The following is an 18,898-nucleotide window of genomic DNA, read 5'->3' as shown; positions in this document are numbered from 1 at the left end:
TTTTGTCGGGGAAACCTCCGGGCACGGGATTTCGTAATTTATCGAGATTGTGCATAATTAGGGTAGAAAACAGGTGCGGAAACGCACAGAGGAAATGAAGCGGAGGGAAGACGTTGACTGTCACTAACGACGATGCGGCAAGAAACGGACAAGAAACGGACAGCCCCTATCTGCTGAGAGCGGACATCGACGAGGCGGGTTACGAGCCGGGACATCCGATCGTCAGGAACGTCGTTCTGGACGTTCGGCCCGGCGAGCGGGTCGGCCTGATCGGACCGAACGGCGCGGGGAAAAGCACGCTTATGAAGGGGCTGCTCGGCCACCTGCCCCATTGGAAAGCGAAAGTCTTCTGGCGCGGCGAGGAGGAAAATGCGGCCCGGGACAACGCGATCTCCTCGAAAATCGCCTATATTCCCGAGCAGCCGATCGTCTACGAAAGGCTGACGCTGTGGGAGCATCTCGTGCTCGCCGCGGCGTCGAGCGGCTTGTCCGAGGACGAGCTGAACCGGCGGGCGGACAGGCTGCTGCGCCGTTTTCGCTTGAACGGATTCCGGCATCATTATCCGGTGAAGTTTTCCAAAGGCATGCAGCAGAAAACGATGCTGATCGTCGGCTTCCTGCTGAAGCCCGATCTGTATCTGGTGGACGAGCCGTTCATCGGACTCGATCCGGGCGCGGTGCTGGAGCTGATCGACGCGCTGGAGGAAGAGCGAAGCCGGGGCGCCGCCATTCTGATGACGACGCACGTCCTGGACTCGGCGGAAAGGCTGTGCGACCGATTCGTGCTCGTGCACGACGGAGGCACGGCGGCTTCGGGGACGCTGGAGGAGATCGGACGAATGGCGGGCCTGGGGCCGGAAGCGCGCCTGTTCGATTGCTTCCATCGGCTTACGGCCGTCGACGATGAGGTGGAAGCATGATCCCTCAAGAAACGGCTCCGGACGAGCCGAAGCGGATCGGGAGCTTTACTCCGGCAAGGCTGTTTGCCGAACGGGCGGCGGCTTTCTGGAAAGCGATCTGGGGCTGCTGGCGGACGGTGCTGGACTGGACGGTGTGCCTGTATATTTTGCTTCCGGGTATTTTTATCGCCGTCGGGACGTATAGGGATTTTATGCGCGATCCGCCTGCGGTGTTGGCGGAATTTCCGCTGTATCCGATCTTGCTGTTCCTGACGCTGCTGCAACTGGCGGGAAAATACAGAACGTTCGCCGAAGCCGGAGACGGTCTGTTCCTTTATCGCAATTCCGGATGGAGGCGCGGGTTCGGAAGGATGGGGTTCGTCTATGGGGGAGCGAGCCGGCTGCTTGTCTCATTCGCGGCGGCTGCGGCGCTGTCTCCGATACTGCTGCCCGTGTTCGGACTGTCCGCGGCTTCGTTGGCCGCTCTCGCCGTCTATTATGCCGCAGCGGGTCTGCTATGGACGATGCTTCGGGACCGAATCGCGTTAAGCTGGAGAGGCTGGCGCAGGTGGCTGGCGTCTCTGCCCGCCGGCGCCGCGTTTGTCTTCGGGGCGGCCGAGCTGGCGGCGAAGGGAGCGGCGAATCCGGGCATGACGCTACTGCTGGGCGCGGCGTTCCTGGCCGCCGCTTGCCTGCTTTTGCTGCTGCGGCTCCGCAAGCGGGGGACGCTGCTGCACGAAATCGCGACCGAAAACGAGATTTACGCGGCATTCGTGGGTTGGATTCTGATGGATACGCTGGAGAAAAAGCCGATTCCGCGCCGGAGCAAGCCAATTCTGTTTTCCCGGTCGCAGCCGCTGTTGAAGCACCGCAATAACGACGTCGATCGGCTGGCCGACAGTTGGATGAAGTCGGTCGTACGCCGTCCGGACCTGTTGAAGCAGCTCCTTTATTTTCTGTGGGCCGGCGCAGCCGCAATCGCGCTGACTCCGATTCCTCTGGCCGTCATTGTGTGGCTTGCCCTGCCTTTTCTTGTCTCGGCCTCGCTCCGGAGGCAGTGGAAGCAATGGATGTCCGAGCCATATGTTGCGTTGTTCGATTGGCAGGACGCTGCGGAGAAAGAAGCCTCCCGCAAAGCGGCGCTGCGGCTCGCCCTGCCGCTTGTGCTGCTGTGGGCTCTGCTGATCGCGCTCCGGATCGGATGGACAATCGGCGGATGGGCTTGGCTCGCGGTCGCTGCGGCTCCCGTCGCAGCCTATTATTGGCTCAAGACGGTGAGCGAGATCACGGCCTCGTTCGCGGCATCGCGGCGCCGAAGGGAATAGGCGAACCCCGTTCCGGGAGATGCTAACCGCAAGCGACGAGCTATCGAACAACGGAGGGAATGAATGCGATGAATCATGCCGCGCTTCTGTTCCAGTTTCCCGGAGAAGCCCAAGCCCGCTTGGCCGCCGAGACGCTGGACGAGCTGGGCTACGAGCCCCAGCTGCACGATGGAGGGCGTCTGCATATTCACGTGGAGGACGAAGATTTGACCTCCGCGCTGGAGATCGTGCAATGCTATTCGGGACAGCTTCTGGAGCACGCGCCGGCGGAGACCGTGACCGTGACGGATTTCGCCTACGGAATGGACGCTATTCCGATTCCCGCCCATACGGTGAATGAGGATTGGATAGAGAACTATCGCCAAAACGAGAGCAAAAACGCCAATCCCGAATCGGCTTACCCAACCGACGACGGCTCCTATGATCGATTCGAGACCACATAGCGAATGGGCTTGTCCGACCGATGATGAATCCTACGATCGATTTGAGACCACATAGCGAATGGCCTGTCCGACCGACGACGGCTCCTACGATCTACGATCGATTCGAGACAACGTAGCGAATGGAGCTGCTCGGCGGACGATGAATCCTACGATTGATTCGAGACACGTAGCGAATGGGCTTGTCCGACCGACGATGAGTCCTACGATCGATTCGAGACATGTAGCGAATGGGACTGCCCGGCGGACAACAGTTTCTGCGCTCGATTCGAGCGAACGAGCGGGGATCTGGTCAATCTATCCGATGAAGGCCCTTACGATCGGTTCTGGAGCCGCTCATGCCGATGTCCGGGAAGGGGTTTGGGCCACCACCGGCACCAAATAAAAGCGCAAGGGACGCGCCGGGCCGGTTATGGCTCCTGTGCGTCCCTTGCTGTAAGTTAATCTTCTCCAACTATCGTACCCGTGCTCCGAGTATGATCACCTTCGCGCATTTCTCACTTCTCAGGCGCCCAATGGACCCGTTTAGCGGTCCATCGGACCGTTAAAAGCGGTCACCCGCCCGAATCGGCACGTTTAGCGGTCCGTCGGACCGTTAAAAGCGGTCATCCGCTCGAACTGGCTCGTTTATCGGTCTGCCGGACCGTTAAAAGCGGTCACCCGCTCGAACCGGCACTTTTAGCGGTCCATCGGACCGTTAAAACCGTCAATCGCCCGAATCGGCTCGTTTAGCGGTCCGTCGGACCGTTAAAAGGGGTCACCCGCCCGAACTGGCACGCTTAGCGGTCTGTCGGGCCGTTAAAAGGGGTCACCCGCCCGAGCCGGCACGCTTAGCGGTCCGTCGGACCGTTAAAAGCGGTCACCCGCCCGAATCGGCACGCTTAGCAGTCTGTCGGACCGTTAAAAGCGGTCATCCGCCCGAATCGGCACGTTTAGCGGTCCGTCGGACCGTTAAAAGCGGTCACCCGCCCGAATCGGCACGTTTAGCGGTCCGTCGGACCGTTAAAAGCGGTCACTCGCCTGAATCGGCACGCTTAGCGGTCTGTCGGGCCGTTAAAAGCGGTCACCCGCCCGAATCGGCCCGCTTAGCGGTCTGTCGGACCGGGACCGTTAAAAGCGGTCAATCGCCCGAATCGGCTCGTTTAGCGGTCCGTCGGACCGTTAAAAACGGACACCCGCCCGAACCGGCACGTTTAACGGTCTGTCGGACCGTTAAAAGCGGTCACCCGCCCGAATCGGCACGCTTAGCGGTCCGCCGGGCCGCAAGAACGGTCGGTTGGAGAGGTGTGTGCACGATTCCTTCGTTCAAGCATGCGAATTGGTCCGCCGTCGGTCAGTCATCGTATGTTTATCCGCGAGCTGCGTGCATTCCCGCCGTGTACCCGGTCGAGAAGGCCGCCGTAATGTTGTAGCCGCCGGTGTAGCCGTGAATGTCGAGCACCTCTCCGCAGAAGTATAGTCCCTTCGTCAGCTTCGACTCCATCGTCTTCGGGTCAATCTCCTTCAGGCTGACGCCTCCGCCCGTCACGAAAGCGTCCTCGATCGACAGCGTGCCGTACACCCGGACCGGGAAGCGTTTGATCAGCCCGGCGAGACGGCTCCACGCCTGGCGCGGCAGGTTGTCGTAGGTGACCGCCTCCGCCAGTTCGGCTCCGCGCAGCAGCGGAGGAATCATTTTCTCGGGGAGACAAGCCTTCAGCACGTTCTTGACCGCCTTCTTCGGCTCCAGCTCCGCCAGCTTCAGCGTCTCGGCATAAACTTCGTCCGCGCTCTTGTCCGGCATCAGATCGATCGACACTTCGACGTTGCCGGCTCCGGAGGCTTTGAGCTCCCGGACGACGAACTGGCTGCACCGCAGCGCGATCGGGCCCGACAGGCCGAAATGCGTAAATATCATATCTCCCCGATGCTCGACGATTCGCTTGCCTTTGCGATTCCAGACCGACAAGGTGACATCCCGCAGGCTCAACCCTTGAAGCTCCTTGCTCGCAATAAAAGGCTCGTTGGAGGTCAGGGGAACTTCCGTCGGGAACAGCTCGGTGATCGTATGCCCGGCTTTCTCCGCCCATGCATAGCCGTCCCCGGTGGAGCCCGTCTGCGGCACGGATTTGCCGCCCGAAGCGACGATGACCGCGCGCGCGTCAATCGTCTCTCCGGAGCGCAGCCGCACCCCCGACACGCGTCCGTCGTCGTACCGCACGGCATCCACGGGAGCGTTCACGCGAATGTCGACGCCTTGCTTGCGCACCTGCCCGACCAACGTATCGACGACCGTCTTGGCCCGATCCGTGACGGGAAACATCCGGCCGTTGTCTTCTTCTTTCAGCCGAATGCCCAGATTTTCAAAAAAAGCGATAATATCCTTGTTGTCGAAATTGGCCAGGGAGCTGTACAGAAACCGGCCGTTGCCGGGAATGTTGCGGATCAGCTCGTCGGGTTCCTTGTTGTTCGTCACGTTGCATCGGCCGCCGCCGGATATGCCGAGCTTGCGCCCCAGCTTGTCCCCCTTGTCCAGCAGCAGCGTTTTTGCGCCGTGCTTGCTGGCGGCGATAGCGGCCATTAAGCCCGCCGAACCGCCTCCGATGACGATTGCGTCGTAGTCCATATCGATTCTCCTGATTGGTCGTTGTGGTTAAAGTGTATCATCGGGAATCCCAATCTCAAAGTCCGGAACGCAAAGAGATTCGCGGAATTGGATAAATTGCTAATATTATTACTCCCTTATATTGTAACGGATGGAGAGATGTGCTTTAATCTAATTGATTCATATAGAAAAACGGTATTACATTTAGTATGGCTAAGAATGGGTAGAGGCCGATCCGTTGTTGCGGGAGGTTCGCTTGGATGTGGAAAGAGTCGCTGCTGCAGATCCTGATTGCATTTCTTCCCGTTTTTATGTTCATGGTCTGGTACGCCAAGCCTGAAAGATTCGGTTCTTCGCGTTTGTTCATCGGAGTTTGCTGCGGACTGGTTATGCTCTTGAATATGAACTATACGACGGTAACCAATCATGGCGTCCATTTCGACCTGCGCCATGTTCCTTTTTTGATCGGTTCTCTGTACGGAGGTCTTCCGATCGCTTTTGGACTGCTGGTTGTCTATGTCGTTTCGCGATTAGGGGAGATTGCGTTTCGATGGGAATATGTCGTGCTCATCGGTTTTCTGGCGATCTATATTCCCGTGCTGTACGCGAAGATACCCGGTTTCGGAACTCTCAATCGTCGGGGAAGGCTCAGGCTTGTCCTCTATTTTTGCTTGTTTCTTTCCGTGTTCCAGATCGCATCGTACCTCATCGAAATGCCGCGGCGCTTGACCGGCAACGCGACCGAGGTGTTGAGCGTCTCGTTCGTGTATGTATCCGTATTCAGCGTCGTAACGCTGCTGTGCGCCCATTTTATCGAGCTGGGCTTCGAACGGATTCAACTGCAGGTGCAGCTGCGCGACGTCTCGCTGAAGTACCGCAAGGAGGTGCGCAGGCTCCAGCAATTTATCGACAATTCCCCATTGATGGTTATTTTTTTCGATAACGAAGGGCGCATTACGCATGTGAACGATATGGCGCTCAAGATCGTCGCCCCGTTGGAACGCAAGGATTTGCTGCAGCTAACCTTCTCCGCTTTTCTCGAAAGGCTGGGGACGACCGTCGATTCCGATCCGATGGAGCGGATTCTGCAGGGCGAGGAGAAGCTGACGGAGATCGTCAGACTGAACGATCGCATGTTTTATACGATTTACTGTTCGATCAAAGACATGCCGGCGCAGGGGACGGACGGCATGCTGCTCATCGGGCACGACGTGACCGAGCTCCATCGTCTCCAGGGAGAGGTCGACAGAATGGAGCGGCTGAGCCTGGTCGGACAGATGGCCGCCAGCATTACGCACGAGATCCGCAATCCGCTGGCGGTCATCCGCGGGTTCGTGCAGCTGCTTAACGAGCGAAGTCCCGCAGAGCAGAAAACCTATTTTCACATCGTCCTGGAAGAGCTGGACCGCACGAACTCGATCATTAACGATTTTCTATCCTTGGCCCAGAACCGTATCATCGAGAAGGAACCGTCCAATCTTAACGAGCTGCTGAACGACCTGCTTCCGCTGATCTGGGCGGACGCGAACATGAGAGGCCAGAGCATCGACTTGCGGATTGACGAAAATATAGAGTCGATTCCGATGAACAGCAAAGAGATGAAGCAGCTCGTGCTGAATTTGTCGCGAAACGGGATGGAAGCGATGAACGATAAGGGCGTGCTGAGGATCGAAACGATGAACCTGCCGGACGTCGTCCAACTGCGCGTCAGCGACAACGGCGTCGGCATCCCGCCGGAGAAGCTGAAGCAGCTGTTCGAGCCGTTCTTCACGACGAAGACGAACGGAACCGGGCTTGGCCTGGCGCTGTGCTTAAGCATCGTGGAGCGCCACAACGGCAAAATCCAAGTGGAATCGACCGTCGGCGAGGGGACGACCTTTATCGCCGCCTTCAACAAGCCCGCCGCAAAGTAAGGCGGGTGCCCTGCTGCCGGCTGCGCGTATCCCCCAATTGTTCGACGGTGCGAATCGTATCTTGGTCCCGGTTGCGCACATCTCCATTGTTCGACGGTGCAATCGTCTTCTTGCCCTGCTGCCCGGATCACTCCTCGTTCGGCCGTACGGATAACCGCCCTTGTTTCGGTTACACTACGGGTGAATCGACCAGACAAGGAGGAGGTTCCCATGCCCAAAAACGAAGGTGCGTCGAAGTCCGGACGGCAGGCCGAAGACCGCGGCAAGAGCAAAGCTTCCCCGTTATCTCCCGCCTACGACAAGAAGCTGGACGGTCCCAACCGTCCTTCCACCTGATCATGAGCGGCCGCGGGAAGAAGACCAAGCCCTATGCCGGAGCGAAGCCAGCGCCGGGCCGCGACGACCCGGCGCTGGATCCGTTCGAGATCGAATTCCTCCCGGAATTCCGCCAAAGCCGCGGACCGAGGGAGCCGTTCGTGAACGAGCACGAAGTCGTGATCGGGGACCACGATTACGAGTCCGAAAATTCCCCGCTGCAGCAGTGGAGCGAGGAGACGGACCCGTCCGTCATGGCGGGAGAGCAGTGGGTGCATCCCTATAAGGATGTCGGGTTTCTGACGAGCGAGAACCGCGAGCTGTTCGAGCGGGGCGTTACCTCGTCCCGCCCGTTCGCGCACCCGACGCATTCGTCCGCCTCGAGCATCGACCCGGATGACGATACGGGTTATCCGGTGCCGGAAGTGCTGGACGAGCCCTGAACGGCGTAGCGGACGGAGGGCGATTGAGCGAGAATGGGCGGCGGACTGCCGAATCGGCTTTGACGGAGCTTGCGGCAGCGCGTTATAATGAAGCTTAGCGGAATATGCATGCCGCCAATTCTCGTACGGAAAGAGAGGCGCCTTATGATGTCGATGTCTTTCGAAAGATATATGCTGGATATGATCCAACCGATGCGCGACGACTTGACGCGAGTCGGCATTCAAGAGCTGAGAACCCCCGAGGAAGTGGAAGAGAACCTTCCGGGAGCTGCCGGCACCGCGCTTGTCGTCGTGAACTCCGTGTGCGGCTGTGCGGCCGGACAATGCCGTCCCGGCGTTGCCGAGGCGCTGCAGCACGACGTCGTTCCCGACCATCTGTTCACGGTATTCGCGGGACAGGACAAGGAAGCGACGGCGAAAGCGCGGGAGTATTTCCTGCCGTACCCGCCATCCTCGCCTTCGATCGCGTTGATGAAGGACGGGGAGCTCGTGCACTTCATCGAGAGGCACCAGATTGAGAATCGCAGCGCGGAGGAGATCGCGGCCGATCTGACCGATGCCTTCGACCGTTATTGCCGTTAATGAAGTCGTTCCCGGAGGCAGAGGCCGCTCGCGCCCGAGTCGCCGGGATATTTTTTGCGCTTAGGGAGGATGACGTAAATGACGACGCTTCAGCAACAGGTTATCGAGAAGCTCGGGGTTAGACCGACGATCGACGCCGACGAGGAAATCAGGCGGAGAGTCCGGTTTCTGAAAGATTATGTCGTGCAGGCGGGGGCGACCGGGCTGCTGATCGCGATCAGCGGAGGGGTGGACAGCGCCGTGGCGGCCGGACTGTGCAAGCTCGCCACGGACGAGCTGTCGCAGGAGACGGGCAAGGAGTACATCACGCTGGGCGTATTCCAGCCTTACGGAGAGCAGGAGGACATCCACCACAGCTACGAAGTGGCCGAGGCGTTCCGACTGACGCACAAAGTCGAGACGAACATCGAGGATGCGGTCGACGAGATCGCGCTGGAGACCGAGCATGCCTTCAAGGCTTTGAGCATCCACCGTCATATCAGCCGCGGAGGCAAGGGGAACGTCAAAGCCCGCACGAGAATGGTCGTCCAGTACGCGCTGGCCTTCGATTTGAACTTGCTTGTCGTGGGAACGGACCATGCTTCCGAAGCGCTGACCGGCTTTTTCACGAAGTGGGGAGACGGCGCCGTCGATATTACCCCGCTCAGTACGCTTAACAAGCGTCAAATCCGCGAAGTGGCCCGCCGGCTCGGCGTGCCCGCGAGCGTCGTCGACAAGACGCCGACCGCCGGGCTGTGGGAAGGCCAGACCGACGAGCAGGAATTGGGCGTCAGCTACGAGGACAACAGCGACTACCTGGAGGGCAAGGACGTCGATCCGAAGGCCAGGGAAATTCTCGAGAAGCATTACTTGCGCTCGCAGCACAAGCGGCAGCCGATTCCGGGGATCTGACCGGCGGCATGATCGTCGGAATCGGGCTGGATGTCGTCGAGCTGGCGCGAATGGCGAACATTCTCGCGGGACGGAGCGGGTCGAGGTTTATCGACAAGGTGCTGACCCCCGGAGAACGCAAGATTTGGGAGGGGCTGCCGCCCCGGCGGGCCGTAGAGTACGCCAGCGGCAGATTCGCCGCCAAGGAAGCGGTCGTGAAGGCGCTCGGATGCGGAATCGGGGCCGCGGTCGGGTTTCAGGACATCGAGGTGCTCCCGGACGAGCTGGGCAAGCCGGAATGCACGTTGTCCCCGGCCGCGATCGCCCGTCTCGGCTGGGAAGGCTCGGGCTTCCGGCTGCATGTCGCGATTACGCACGAGCGTTCCATGGCGGCGGCTACCGCACTAATCGAAAAACGATAGCGACAACAGTCCGATAGCTTATTGTGGTCGGACTGTTATTTATTGGATTAGAAGTTTGGAGTCTGGTAATTTACGCCTATCTATTCGTGACGTATAATGGAAGAATGCTAATGGGATGAAATACATTAGTCTATCCGGATAGTGGGGCTTAAATGATGAAAACGAATTATATTACGATTATGATGAAGCATTTCGAGCAGATGCATGTCGAAGTGGCTGCCGCGGCGGAGACCGTGCTGGACGCTTCGTCTCTGAAGGACAAGGATGCTGTGTACGATTGCCACCGCTTCCTGTTCGTGAAGTCCGGGACAGGCAAGCTGTTCGCCCAGAACAAGGAGATTCCGCTGGAAAAAGGCAAGCTGTTCATTATGCTGGCGGGGATGCCTCATCGGATCGTGCTGGAGGCGGGCGAGACGGCGACGCTGCAGTGGTGCCATTTTCGCAGCAGCTACGAGGATCGGGATCTATACCGCACGCTGCAAATTCCGTACTATATCCAGGTGGAAGACGAGGCGGCGATCTCCGGAATTTTCGTCCGCGTGTTCGAGGAATCGGCGCGCAACGGCCTGACCTCCAAGCTTAAAATCAAAGCGGCGATGCTGGAGCTGATCAGCTACTATTTGGACAGCCTTTCTCTTATCGACAACGACGCGCCGACCGACGAGCTGCAGAAGATCGACATGGTGCTCAAATATATCGACGAACATCTCGGGGACAACATTACCGTCGAAAATATGGCCAAGCAGGTTTACCTGCATCCGAATTATTTTATTGTGTTCTTCAAAGGCATTCTCGGATATTCGCCAATTCAGTATGTCAATCTCCGGCGGATGGAAATCGCCAAAAACCTGCTCCTGCAGCCGAACAGCAACGTCTCTTCCGTCGCCGGGCAGGTCGGCATGCAAATCTACTATTTCTCCAGAATGTTCAAAGCGCACACGGGGCTGACGCCCAGCCGCTTCCGCAAGCAGGCGGCGTTCATCGCCGCTTCGTCCGAAGCGGAAAGTACCGACCGGGAAGAGGGGAATTGACGTTGACGGATAAAGCGACGGCAGCCGGAGAGTTAACGGACATCGGGAACAAACGGTATTTCGGCGAAGGCCTGCTGCGGTGGTATCGCAAGGAGAGGCGCGATCTGCCCTGGAGAAGAAGCCGGAATCCTTATCATATTTGGGTGTCGGAGATTATGCTTCAACAGACGCGCGTGGATACGGTCATTCCGTATTTCAACCGGTTCGTGGGACGGTTTCCGACGCTGCGGCATCTGGCCGAGGCGCCGGAGGACGACGTGCTGAAGCATTGGGAGGGGCTGGGCTATTATTCCCGGGCCCGCAATCTGCAAGCCGCCGCGCGCGAGGTGGTCGAGCATTACGGAGGCGAGGTTCCGCGCGGCAAGGCGGAGGTGTCGGGACTGAAGGGCGTCGGGCCGTACACGACCGGGGCGATCCTCAGCATCGCGTACGACCAGCCCGAGCCGGCGGTGGACGGCAACGTGATGCGGGTGCTGTCGCGGTACTTCTGTCTGGAGGACGACATCGCCCGTCCCGCGACGCGGGTGGCGATGGAGAGCCTGGCCCAGTCGCTGATCCCGGAAGGTCAGGCCGCGGACTTCAATCAGGCGCTGATGGAGCTCGGGGCGATGGTGTGCACGCCGAAATCGCCTTCGTGTCCGGTTTGTCCGGTCGGAGAGCATTGCGAAGGCAGACTGCAGGGCCGGGAGCGGGAGCTTCCCGTAAAGACGAAGGCGAAGAAGGCCAGACCGGTCTTCCGCTTGGCGGCGCTGATCGAGGGGACCGGCGCCTACGCCGGCAAGGTGCTCGTCCGCCAGCGGCCGGAGACGGGCCTGCTGGCGCAAATGTGGGAGCTGCCCCATATCGAGGCGCCGGACGAGGAAATCTGGAACCGGCTGGACGAGGGGGCCGGGCTGCTGGAGGCGGCTCTGGCGGAGGATGGCGTGCGCGTGAAGGCGTCGAACGAGGTTGTAGGGGAAGCGCAGCATATTTTCACCCATCTCGTATGGAAAATCAAAGTGCTGGGCGCCGCCGCTCTCGAGGAGCGGTACGTGGCGGACAGAACCGGCTACCGCTGGATCGGCCCCGAGGAGTTCGAGAACTATGCCTGGCCGAACGTTTTCCGCAAGCTGCTAACGGAATATTTCCTGCTTGTCCGGCGCGGATAAACGGTTCGCCTGCCGAAGGAGATCGGGGCTTGACGAAAGGGCTTTTTCAAGCCACTCTAGTAGATGAGGAAGCGCTTTACTCAAACTATCGGGGCAATGGACAGGAGGGAGCTGCTAGATTCGAGTCAGCGATTCGAGATTTAAGCAACTTAATTACATCGGCATTTCGGAGGACGATCTGGCTCTGCTGAAGTCGAAGCAAGTTCAGTTCGCCGAAATCACGGATCAAGTGGTGGACGAGCTCTACGAACGAATTACCGGGGAGCCCGAGCTGCTGGAGCTGATCAACGCCAACAGTACGATCGAGCGGCTCAAGGAGACGCAGCGCTGGTACTTCCGATCGATGACGGACGGCGAGCTCGACGACGCTTTCTTCGACAAGAGGCTGTATATCGGAAAAGTTCACTCCAGAATCGGGTTAACGACGAATTGGTATTTGGGAACCTACATTCTGTATTTGGATCTGGCGACCAGGCATCTGAAACGGGTCGATCCCGACGATTGGGTCAGATCGGTTCACGCGCTTAGCAAAATGTTCAACCTCGATTCCCAGATCGTGCTCGAAGCTTACGAGGAAGACGAGAAGGCGAAAATCGAGAAGCTGGTCGAATCGCGTCAAAATATGTTGGCCAAGGTGAGCTCCGTCGTGCAAGAGCTGTCCTCGATGATGGTGCAGTTAAACGCCAGCAGCAATCTCGTGGCCTCGAACGCTTCCCATACGGCGTCCGTTCAGGAGAATTCCAACGAGAAGGTGCGGGAGTTGGCGGGCAGCATCGACGAAATCGGCCAGTTGGGCACGGCGATGCGGGAGATTTCCGACCAGACGCATCTGATAGGTTTAAACGCGGCGCTGGAAGCGGCCAGGGCGGGAGAGGCCGGTCTCGGCTTCGAGGTCGTCGCCAACGAGATCCGCAAGCTGGCGACGAGCTCCAAGCAGTCGCTGCTTACGATTCAGGGCAAGCTGAAGGAAATTCGCTCGGCGCTCGACGAAGTCAAGCACGGCAGCGAGGAGACGGTGAAGTTCTCGCGGGAGCAAGCGGCAAGCTCGCAGGAGCTGTCTTCCTTCGTGAACATGATCGACACGGTCGCGGCGGATTTGAACGGTTTGCTTGAAGAGGAAGTCGTTCATTAAGGGAGTTAAAAAAGGGACTGTCCCCAAGCAAGAGAGCCGTACCGAACCATTATCGATGGAATGATGCAAGCTGCATCTATCTCCCTCCGCTGCTATGCGATCCTGAAATGGGAATAGTAAACCCGTCAAAAGGTGATTTCAGGACCGCATGAGGCAGTCTCCGGGAGATAGATGCTTCTTCTTGTTCATCGATAATTCTGTACGTTCTGCTTGGGGGACAGCCCCTGCTTTATTCCGATTACTTAGCCGAGTCGTAAGTCGCGCCGACTGCGTTCCAGTCCACGACGTTCCAGAAAGCGGCGATGTAGTCCGGGCGCTTGTTCTGATATTTCAGATAGTAAGCGTGCTCCCATACGTCCAGTCCGAGCAGCGGCGTGTCGCCTTCCATGATCGGGCTGTCCTGGTTAGGCAGGCTGTATACTTTCAGCTTGCCGTCTTTGCCGAGCGCCAGCCAAGCCCAGCCGGAGCCGAAACGAGTCGTAGCCGCGGCTGCGAACGATTCCTTGAACTTGTCGAAGCCGCCAAGCTCCGCGTCGATTGCCGATGCCAGAGCGCCGGACGGTTGACCGCCGCCGCTTGGGCTGATCGTTTTCCAGAACAGGCTGTGGTTGGCGTGACCGCCGCCGTTGTTGCGAACCGCGGTGCGGATGCTTTCCGGAACGGCGTTCAGGTCGGAGATCAGATCTTCAACGCTTTTGCTTTCCAGCTCGGGAGCGGATTTCAGCGCGTTGTTCAGGTTCGTTACGTAAGTGTTGTGGTGACGGCCGTGATGGATCTCCATCGTCGTTGCGTCGATGTGCGGCTCAAGCGCGTTCGTCGCGTAAGGAAGTGCCGGTAATTCGTGTGCCATGGTCAATTACCTCCTAAAATGGGATTGCGATATGTAGCTTATTCGCTCACAATCTTTATTATCCAATATCCTTCCGATTAAATCAACATAAAGGTATAAAAAGTCCGGAAGAGGTCAAAAGGCAACCCTTTTCGTGTGAATTGCAGCCTCTTTAAACTTTCCATTCTCGAACGCTTGTATTCACCGTTTATAGCGATTTTCGCCTAAATTTCCGCATTTATATTAAGTTACAGGTTGTTTTCTTGTTAATTAAGCGTTTTCATCGCGCTATCTAGCAGTTTTACGAAAAAAATTAGCTTATTTTAATAAAAAAGCTAGAATTTTCGCCAAATTGTCGTAAAATGAAGAGACCGTTGTTAACTGGATGTAAAACTGAATGCTCGGAGGATAAGACAGCATGCAGATTCGTTCTTTCCAATTGTCAGACTACAGATTGGTCGCGGAGCTTCTGGAGGAAGTATTGTCGGAAGAATGCTGCGAGGAAACGATGGGAGCTTTCGCCCGCCAGCTGTCCTGGGACAGCGATCTGGTGCTCGTGGCGGAATCGGCCGGGAATATCGTCGGCGTATTGATCGGAACGATCGACCATCATAAAGGCTACGTCTATCGCATCGCGGTTCGGGACAGCTTCAGAGGACAGGGCGTCGGAAGGCAGCTGGTCTCTCAGATGGGCAAGCGGTTCAAACAGCGCAAGGTTCTGAAGGTTCTTATCGCCGAGGACAAGCACAACGAGCTGCTTCGTCCCTTCTACGACTCTCTCGGCATCAGATCCGTCGATATCGTACAGTTAACTCAGCCGCTTGCGATCGTGGCAGGCTGAAACAAGCGAACGGATTCATGGAAAGCATATCTTTGGCGCCATTGCTTTTGGCGGAGAGATATGCTTTTCTTATATTACGCAAAGGTACGGGCAGGTATTCGGCGGCTGCTCCTTCAACCAGAACCGCAAGGAGGGAAGAGGCGTGACGGAAAGCGCCGATTGGCAATATTCGAAGTGCGTCATCAAAAGCTTTAAGCATGACGGCTCCCTGCACAGAGTATGGCTCGAAAATTGGCAGGTGCCCGCCAAGCGGCTTCATGCGGGGCAGGACCCGTCGAAGACCTGGGTGTTGATCAACGAGTATACGACGGTGCAGGAGTCGAACGGAAGAGAATGGTCGAGCCGCGTCCCCGCCGTCACTTATTTTCTTCCCGATAGATGGTATAACGTCGTCGCTCTTCTGGAGGAAGAGGGCGTTCGCTACTATTGTAATATGGCTTCCCCCCCGTACCGGTACGAAGGTGTGCTCACTTACATCGATTACGATCTGGATGTCGTCGTTATGCCGGACGGGACGTCGATGGAGCTGGACCGGGACGAATACGATCTGCACAGAGAGACCTATCGTTACGGCGAGGCGATAGAGGAGCGGCTCGAAGCGGAGCTGCGGACTCTGCGAGCGGCGATCGCGGCCGGCTCGTTCCCGTTCGACGACGCCGAAGCTCGATCCTACTATGAACAGTGGAAAAGGCGAATGACCGCCGAAGAGGAGGGGGAGACGACATGACGGAAGGAATGGATACGGAAATTCCCGGCAGCAGAAGCCGTTCGGCTTCCAGGACCAAGGTTCAGAAAGCTCCCAAGGCGGATAAAAGCCGCGGTCCCCTGTTGACGGGATGGCGCAAGGAGCTGTGGGATTGGGCGAAAGCGCTGATTGTCGCCGCGGCGATCGTGCTGCTGCTTAAGGCGTATGTCTTCCAGCTGTCGACGGTAAGGAAAATCTCGATGGAGCCGACCCTTCACGAGAACGAATGGCTGTTCGTGAACAAAATCGCCTTGCGGATCGGGGATCTGGATCGCGGCGACGTCATTATTTTCAAGGACCCGAGCGAAGGCGGAGAAGGCAAGGACTTTCTGGTCAAGCGGATTATCGGCATTCCGGGGGACAAGCTGGAAATTCGCGGCGGAGAGCTTTATCTCAACGGGGAGCTGAAGGTGGAGCCGTACACGGATTCGAAAATAGAGGACGGCGATTTCGGACCGACGACGGTCAGTCCGGGTCATTATTTTGTGATGGGGGATAACCGCCACCACAGCGCAAGCAAGGACAGCCGCGCGTTCAAGGAAGTGTCCGGGGAGCTCGTCCAGGGCCGGGCCGACTTGATCGTCTGGCCGATCAGCCGAATCAAGAAGCTGTGAGCGGTCCGGAGATGAACAGGGACAAGCGTTTTTGGCTGCAAATGAAGGAGGACTTGCTCAAGGTCGCGCCCGAGCTGGGCATCGACAAGGTAGGGATTACGACCGCGGAGCCTTTCCACGAGTTGAAGGAGCGTCTGATCCGCCATCGCGAGCGAGGACACGAATCGGGCTTCGAGGAGCCGGATCTCGATTTGCGGACGGACCCGTCGCTGCACCTGGAGGACGCGAAGTCGATTATCGCGATCGCCGTCGCTTATCCGTCGAAGCTGAAAAACGCCCCCGTGTCGGAGCCGGGAAAAAGACGGGGAATTCTGGCGCGGTCCGCATGGGGAGAAGACTATCACCAGGCGCTTAGAAGGCGGATGGCCAAGCTGTCGGAGTGGATTCTCGAACGGGTGCCGGAAGCGAAGCTCGTGTCGATGGTCGATACGGGCGCGTTGTCGGACCGGGCCGTAGCGGAGCGGGCCGGCGTCGGCTGGAGCGGCAAAAACTGTTCGATCCTGAATCCCGAGCTGGGATCGTGGATGTATCTGGGAGAGACGATTACCAACCTGCCTCTGCCTCCGGACAGCGCCTTGCCGGACGATTGCGGGGACTGTACGCTGTGCATCGACGCTTGTCCGACGGGCGCGCTTGTCGGACCCGGACAGCTGAACGCGCAGCGCTGCATCTCCTTCATCACCCAGACCAAAGGCTTTATCGACGACGAGATGAAGCTTAAGATCGGCAACCGCCTATACGGATGCGACACCTGTCAGATCGTCTGTCCCGTCAATCGCAAAATCGACATCCGTCATCACGCCGAGCTGCTGCCCGACCCGGAAGTGGTCAAGCCGCTGCTGCGCCCGCTGCTCTCGATGGGCAATCGCGAGTTCCGGGAGAAGCTCGGCTCCAGTTCGGCGGCGTGGAGGGGACGCAAGCCGATCCAGCGCAACGCGCTGATCGGCTTGGGCAACTTCCGGGACGCGGAGTCGGTACCGGACATCTTGACCGTTCTGCGCGCCGATCCCCGGCCAGAGCTCCGGGAGTCGGCCGCTTGGGCGCTCGGACGGATCGGCACAGCCGAGGCGCTGGACGGGCTGCGAGAGGCGAGAGAAGGGGAGGAGAGCGCCGAGGTGCTGGCTTCGATCGACAGGGCGCTCGAACGGACGGACGGCCAATAGATTATTTCCGAGGAAATGAGAGGCGATTCTTCGTCCTTGCCTTCATTTCCTCTTCTTTTTTGCCGAAATATTGCTTAAGCGCATCAAGGAACGAACATCAAGACAGAGGCAGGAGAGAGAAGAAGATGAAATTAGTCGACATAGAGACCGTTGAACCGGGACAAATATTGGGCAAGACGATTTTTTCTTCCAACGGGGCCATACTGCTTTCCACGGGCGTACATTTAACCGTCTATATGATCAGTACCCTTAAACGGTTGGGCGTCACGACGATCTATATCGACGATCCGATGTTTCGCGATATTTCGCATGAGGAGCTGCTGTCGGAGGAGACGAAGCGGGCGGTCATTCATCAGATGTCGGAGACGTTCGAGCAGCTTCGCTCGGGCAAAAATTTCAGCTCGAAGGCGATCGGCCAGACGATCGACGACCTGCTGGAAGACGTGATGCAAAACCAGAATATTATGATTCACCTCTCGGATATCCGGACGGCGGACAATGCGATGTTCCTGCACGCCATGAACGTCTGCATGATGGCTTCGCTGGTGGGATTGAATATGGGGCTCAATATGCTCCAGCTTAAGGAGCTGGCGATGGGCGCGCTGCTGCACGATATCGGCAAGCTGGGCGCTCCCGAGGTTCAGGAGGGGCGCATGCATCATTCCTGGCGGGGCTTCGATTTGCTTAAAAACAAGCGCGAGTACAGCCTGCTCATTGCGCACGTCGCTTTCCAGCATCACGAGGCGATCGACGGAAGCGGCGCTCCGAGGGGGCTGACCGGAGACGACATTCATACCTACGCGAAAATTACGGCGGTCGCCAATATATACGACAATCTGATCTATCCGTCCGGAGATCAGGCGCCGCTGATGCCGCACGAAGCTTGCGAGCGTCTGAACGCTTATTCGGGCACGCTGCTGGACCATGAAGTGCTCGTCCACTTCATGCGCATCGTCTCGATCTACCCGAACGGCATATCGGTTCGGCTGTCCACTCGCCAGACGGGCGTCGTGGTCGGTCAGCATCGCGGTCTCCCGGGACGCCCGGTCGTGCGAATCATCGACAAGGAAGGCGAAGAAGCGGTCGGCTACAGCGAGCTTGACCTGGCTCAGCATCCGACCGTGTTCATCGATACCGTGCTGACGTAATGCAGGGGCTCCGGCGCGGAGCCGATTGAGGCGGAAAGACCGTGCGTCTAACGCTGCAAGCTACGGTTTGCGCACTCTGTTCGGCCATGCTATCATAGTACAGCAGCCCTGCTCAACGCATTGCGGCGTTTGGGGGGCTTTATTTTATGATACGCGGAGGTTTTCGACAAATGTGGTCCTATATTATTCCGATTGTGACGCTAATCGTCGGCATGATCGTTGGGTTTATCATCGGGGTATTTTACCTGCGCTCGCAAATGACCAAGATGCAAAGCAATCCCGAGATGCTGCAGAAGATGGCCAAGCAGATGGGCTATAACATGAACAGCCAACAGCTTGCGAAAGCGCAGCAGATGATGAAAAACCAAGGCTCCGGCGGCAAGACGAACCAGGGCGGAGGCACGAACACGAACCGCAACAATCCGAAGTTTCGCAGATAGCAGGGGGAGGCGTT

General features: G+C 58.0%; 20 protein-coding genes. 18 read left to right on the top strand and 2 right to left on the bottom strand.

Annotated elements, in window-relative coordinates:
* Positions 1-113 precede the first annotated feature (113 nt).
* From ACFFT4_RS08320 to ACFFT4_RS08310, 3 genes are all read left to right on the top strand, one after another.
* Positions 114-920, top strand: coding sequence for an ABC transporter ATP-binding protein (locus ACFFT4_RS08320; RefSeq protein WP_378046664.1), 807 nt, complete (start codon positions 114-116; stop codon positions 918-920).
* A complete protein-coding gene (locus tag ACFFT4_RS08315) occupies positions 917-2,224 on the top strand; it encodes an ABC transporter permease (RefSeq protein ID WP_378046662.1) in 1,308 nt (435 codons plus the stop codon). Before ACFFT4_RS08320 ends, ACFFT4_RS08315 begins: the two co-directional genes overlap by 4 nt.
* A 68-nt stretch (positions 2,225-2,292) precedes the next feature.
* Positions 2,293-2,667: a hypothetical protein gene (locus ACFFT4_RS08310; protein ID WP_378046660.1), complete on the top strand. Its 375-nt coding sequence runs from the start codon at positions 2,293-2,295 to the stop codon at positions 2,665-2,667.
* A 1,345-nt stretch (positions 2,668-4,012) separates the two neighbouring features.
* On the opposite strand, the gene ACFFT4_RS08305 is transcribed toward ACFFT4_RS08310, so the two are convergent.
* Positions 4,013-5,269 carry a BaiN/RdsA family NAD(P)/FAD-dependent oxidoreductase gene (locus tag ACFFT4_RS08305; RefSeq protein ID WP_378046658.1) on the bottom strand — a complete coding sequence of 419 codons (1,257 nt, stop codon included), beginning with the start codon at positions 5,267-5,269 and terminating at the stop codon, positions 4,013-4,015.
* A 239-nt stretch (positions 5,270-5,508) separates the two neighbouring features.
* Here ACFFT4_RS08305 and ACFFT4_RS08300 point away from each other — a divergent pair, with 239 nt between their 5' ends.
* The 9 genes from ACFFT4_RS08300 (at position 5,509) to ACFFT4_RS08260 (ending at position 13,104) form a co-directional block, all read left to right on the top strand.
* The gene (locus ACFFT4_RS08300) at positions 5,509-7,161 is read left to right on the top strand and encodes an ATP-binding protein (RefSeq protein ID WP_378046657.1); all 1,653 of its coding nucleotides are present in this window, start codon (positions 5,509-5,511) and stop codon (positions 7,159-7,161) included.
* Between the two features lie 210 nt (positions 7,162-7,371).
* Entirely contained in the window at positions 7,372-7,497 is a 126-nt protein-coding gene (locus ACFFT4_RS08295) for a hypothetical protein (protein WP_378046656.1), read from the top strand.
* 2 nt (positions 7,498-7,499) lie between these two features.
* The gene (locus tag ACFFT4_RS08290; protein WP_378046654.1) at positions 7,500-7,919 is read left to right on the top strand and encodes a DUF3905 domain-containing protein; all 420 of its coding nucleotides are present in this window, start codon (positions 7,500-7,502) and stop codon (positions 7,917-7,919) included.
* 147 nt (positions 7,920-8,066) lie between these two features.
* Entirely contained in the window at positions 8,067-8,501 is a 435-nt protein-coding gene (locus ACFFT4_RS08285; protein ID WP_378046699.1) for a BrxA/BrxB family bacilliredoxin, read from the top strand.
* Between the two features lie 78 nt (positions 8,502-8,579).
* Positions 8,580-9,392: an NAD(+) synthase gene (gene nadE / locus ACFFT4_RS08280; RefSeq protein WP_378046652.1), complete on the top strand. Its 813-nt coding sequence runs from the start codon at positions 8,580-8,582 to the stop codon at positions 9,390-9,392.
* 8 nt (positions 9,393-9,400) lie between these two features.
* The gene (acpS, locus tag ACFFT4_RS08275; protein WP_378046650.1) at positions 9,401-9,793 is read left to right on the top strand and encodes a holo-ACP synthase; all 393 of its coding nucleotides are present in this window, start codon (positions 9,401-9,403) and stop codon (positions 9,791-9,793) included.
* Positions 9,794-9,948: 155 nt separating this feature from the next.
* Positions 9,949-10,824 carry an AraC family transcriptional regulator gene (locus tag ACFFT4_RS08270; RefSeq protein ID WP_378046648.1) on the top strand — a complete coding sequence of 292 codons (876 nt, stop codon included), beginning with the start codon at positions 9,949-9,951 and terminating at the stop codon, positions 10,822-10,824.
* 2 nt (positions 10,825-10,826) lie between these two features.
* A complete protein-coding gene (mutY, locus tag ACFFT4_RS08265; RefSeq protein ID WP_378046647.1) occupies positions 10,827-11,972 on the top strand; it encodes an A/G-specific adenine glycosylase in 1,146 nt (381 codons plus the stop codon).
* A 118-nt stretch (positions 11,973-12,090) separates the two neighbouring features.
* Positions 12,091-13,104 (top strand): protoglobin domain-containing protein, encoded by a 1,014-nt coding sequence (locus ACFFT4_RS08260; protein WP_378046698.1) that lies wholly within the window; start codon positions 12,091-12,093, stop codon positions 13,102-13,104.
* 238 nt (positions 13,105-13,342) lie between these two features.
* On the opposite strand, the gene ACFFT4_RS08255 is transcribed toward ACFFT4_RS08260, so the two are convergent.
* Positions 13,343-13,954 carry a superoxide dismutase gene (locus ACFFT4_RS08255; RefSeq protein ID WP_378046645.1) on the bottom strand — a complete coding sequence of 204 codons (612 nt, stop codon included), beginning with the start codon at positions 13,952-13,954 and terminating at the stop codon, positions 13,343-13,345.
* Between the two features lie 397 nt (positions 13,955-14,351).
* Here ACFFT4_RS08255 and ACFFT4_RS08250 point away from each other — a divergent pair, with 397 nt between their 5' ends.
* From ACFFT4_RS08250 to ACFFT4_RS08225, 6 genes are all read left to right on the top strand, one after another.
* Positions 14,352-14,774, top strand: coding sequence for a GNAT family N-acetyltransferase (locus tag ACFFT4_RS08250; protein ID WP_378046643.1), 423 nt, complete (start codon positions 14,352-14,354; stop codon positions 14,772-14,774).
* A gap of 142 nt (positions 14,775-14,916) precedes the next feature.
* Positions 14,917-15,501 carry a DUF402 domain-containing protein gene (locus ACFFT4_RS08245; RefSeq protein WP_378046642.1) on the top strand — a complete coding sequence of 195 codons (585 nt, stop codon included), beginning with the start codon at positions 14,917-14,919 and terminating at the stop codon, positions 15,499-15,501.
* Positions 15,498-16,133 carry a signal peptidase I gene (lepB, locus tag ACFFT4_RS08240; protein ID WP_378046640.1) on the top strand — a complete coding sequence of 212 codons (636 nt, stop codon included), beginning with the start codon at positions 15,498-15,500 and terminating at the stop codon, positions 16,131-16,133. Before ACFFT4_RS08245 ends, lepB begins: the two co-directional genes overlap by 4 nt.
* Before the next feature lie 11 nt (positions 16,134-16,144).
* On the top strand, positions 16,145-17,296 hold the full coding sequence (queG, locus tag ACFFT4_RS08235) for a tRNA epoxyqueuosine(34) reductase QueG (RefSeq protein WP_378046638.1): 1,152 nt from the start codon (positions 16,145-16,147) through the stop codon (positions 17,294-17,296).
* A 125-nt stretch (positions 17,297-17,421) separates the two neighbouring features.
* Positions 17,422-18,444 (top strand): HD-GYP domain-containing protein, encoded by a 1,023-nt coding sequence (locus ACFFT4_RS08230; protein ID WP_378046636.1) that lies wholly within the window; start codon positions 17,422-17,424, stop codon positions 18,442-18,444.
* Positions 18,445-18,614: 170 nt separating this feature from the next.
* Positions 18,615-18,884, top strand: coding sequence for a YneF family protein (locus ACFFT4_RS08225; protein ID WP_378046634.1), 270 nt, complete (start codon positions 18,615-18,617; stop codon positions 18,882-18,884).
* Positions 18,885-18,898 lie beyond the last annotated feature (14 nt).

Source organism: Cohnella cellulosilytica (genome assembly GCF_042431195.1).
GTDB lineage: Bacteria > Bacillota > Bacilli > Paenibacillales > Paenibacillaceae > Cohnella > Cohnella cellulosilytica.
The sequence above is the reverse complement of the archived record's forward strand: the minus strand, read 5'-3'. Positions and strand labels throughout refer to the sequence as shown.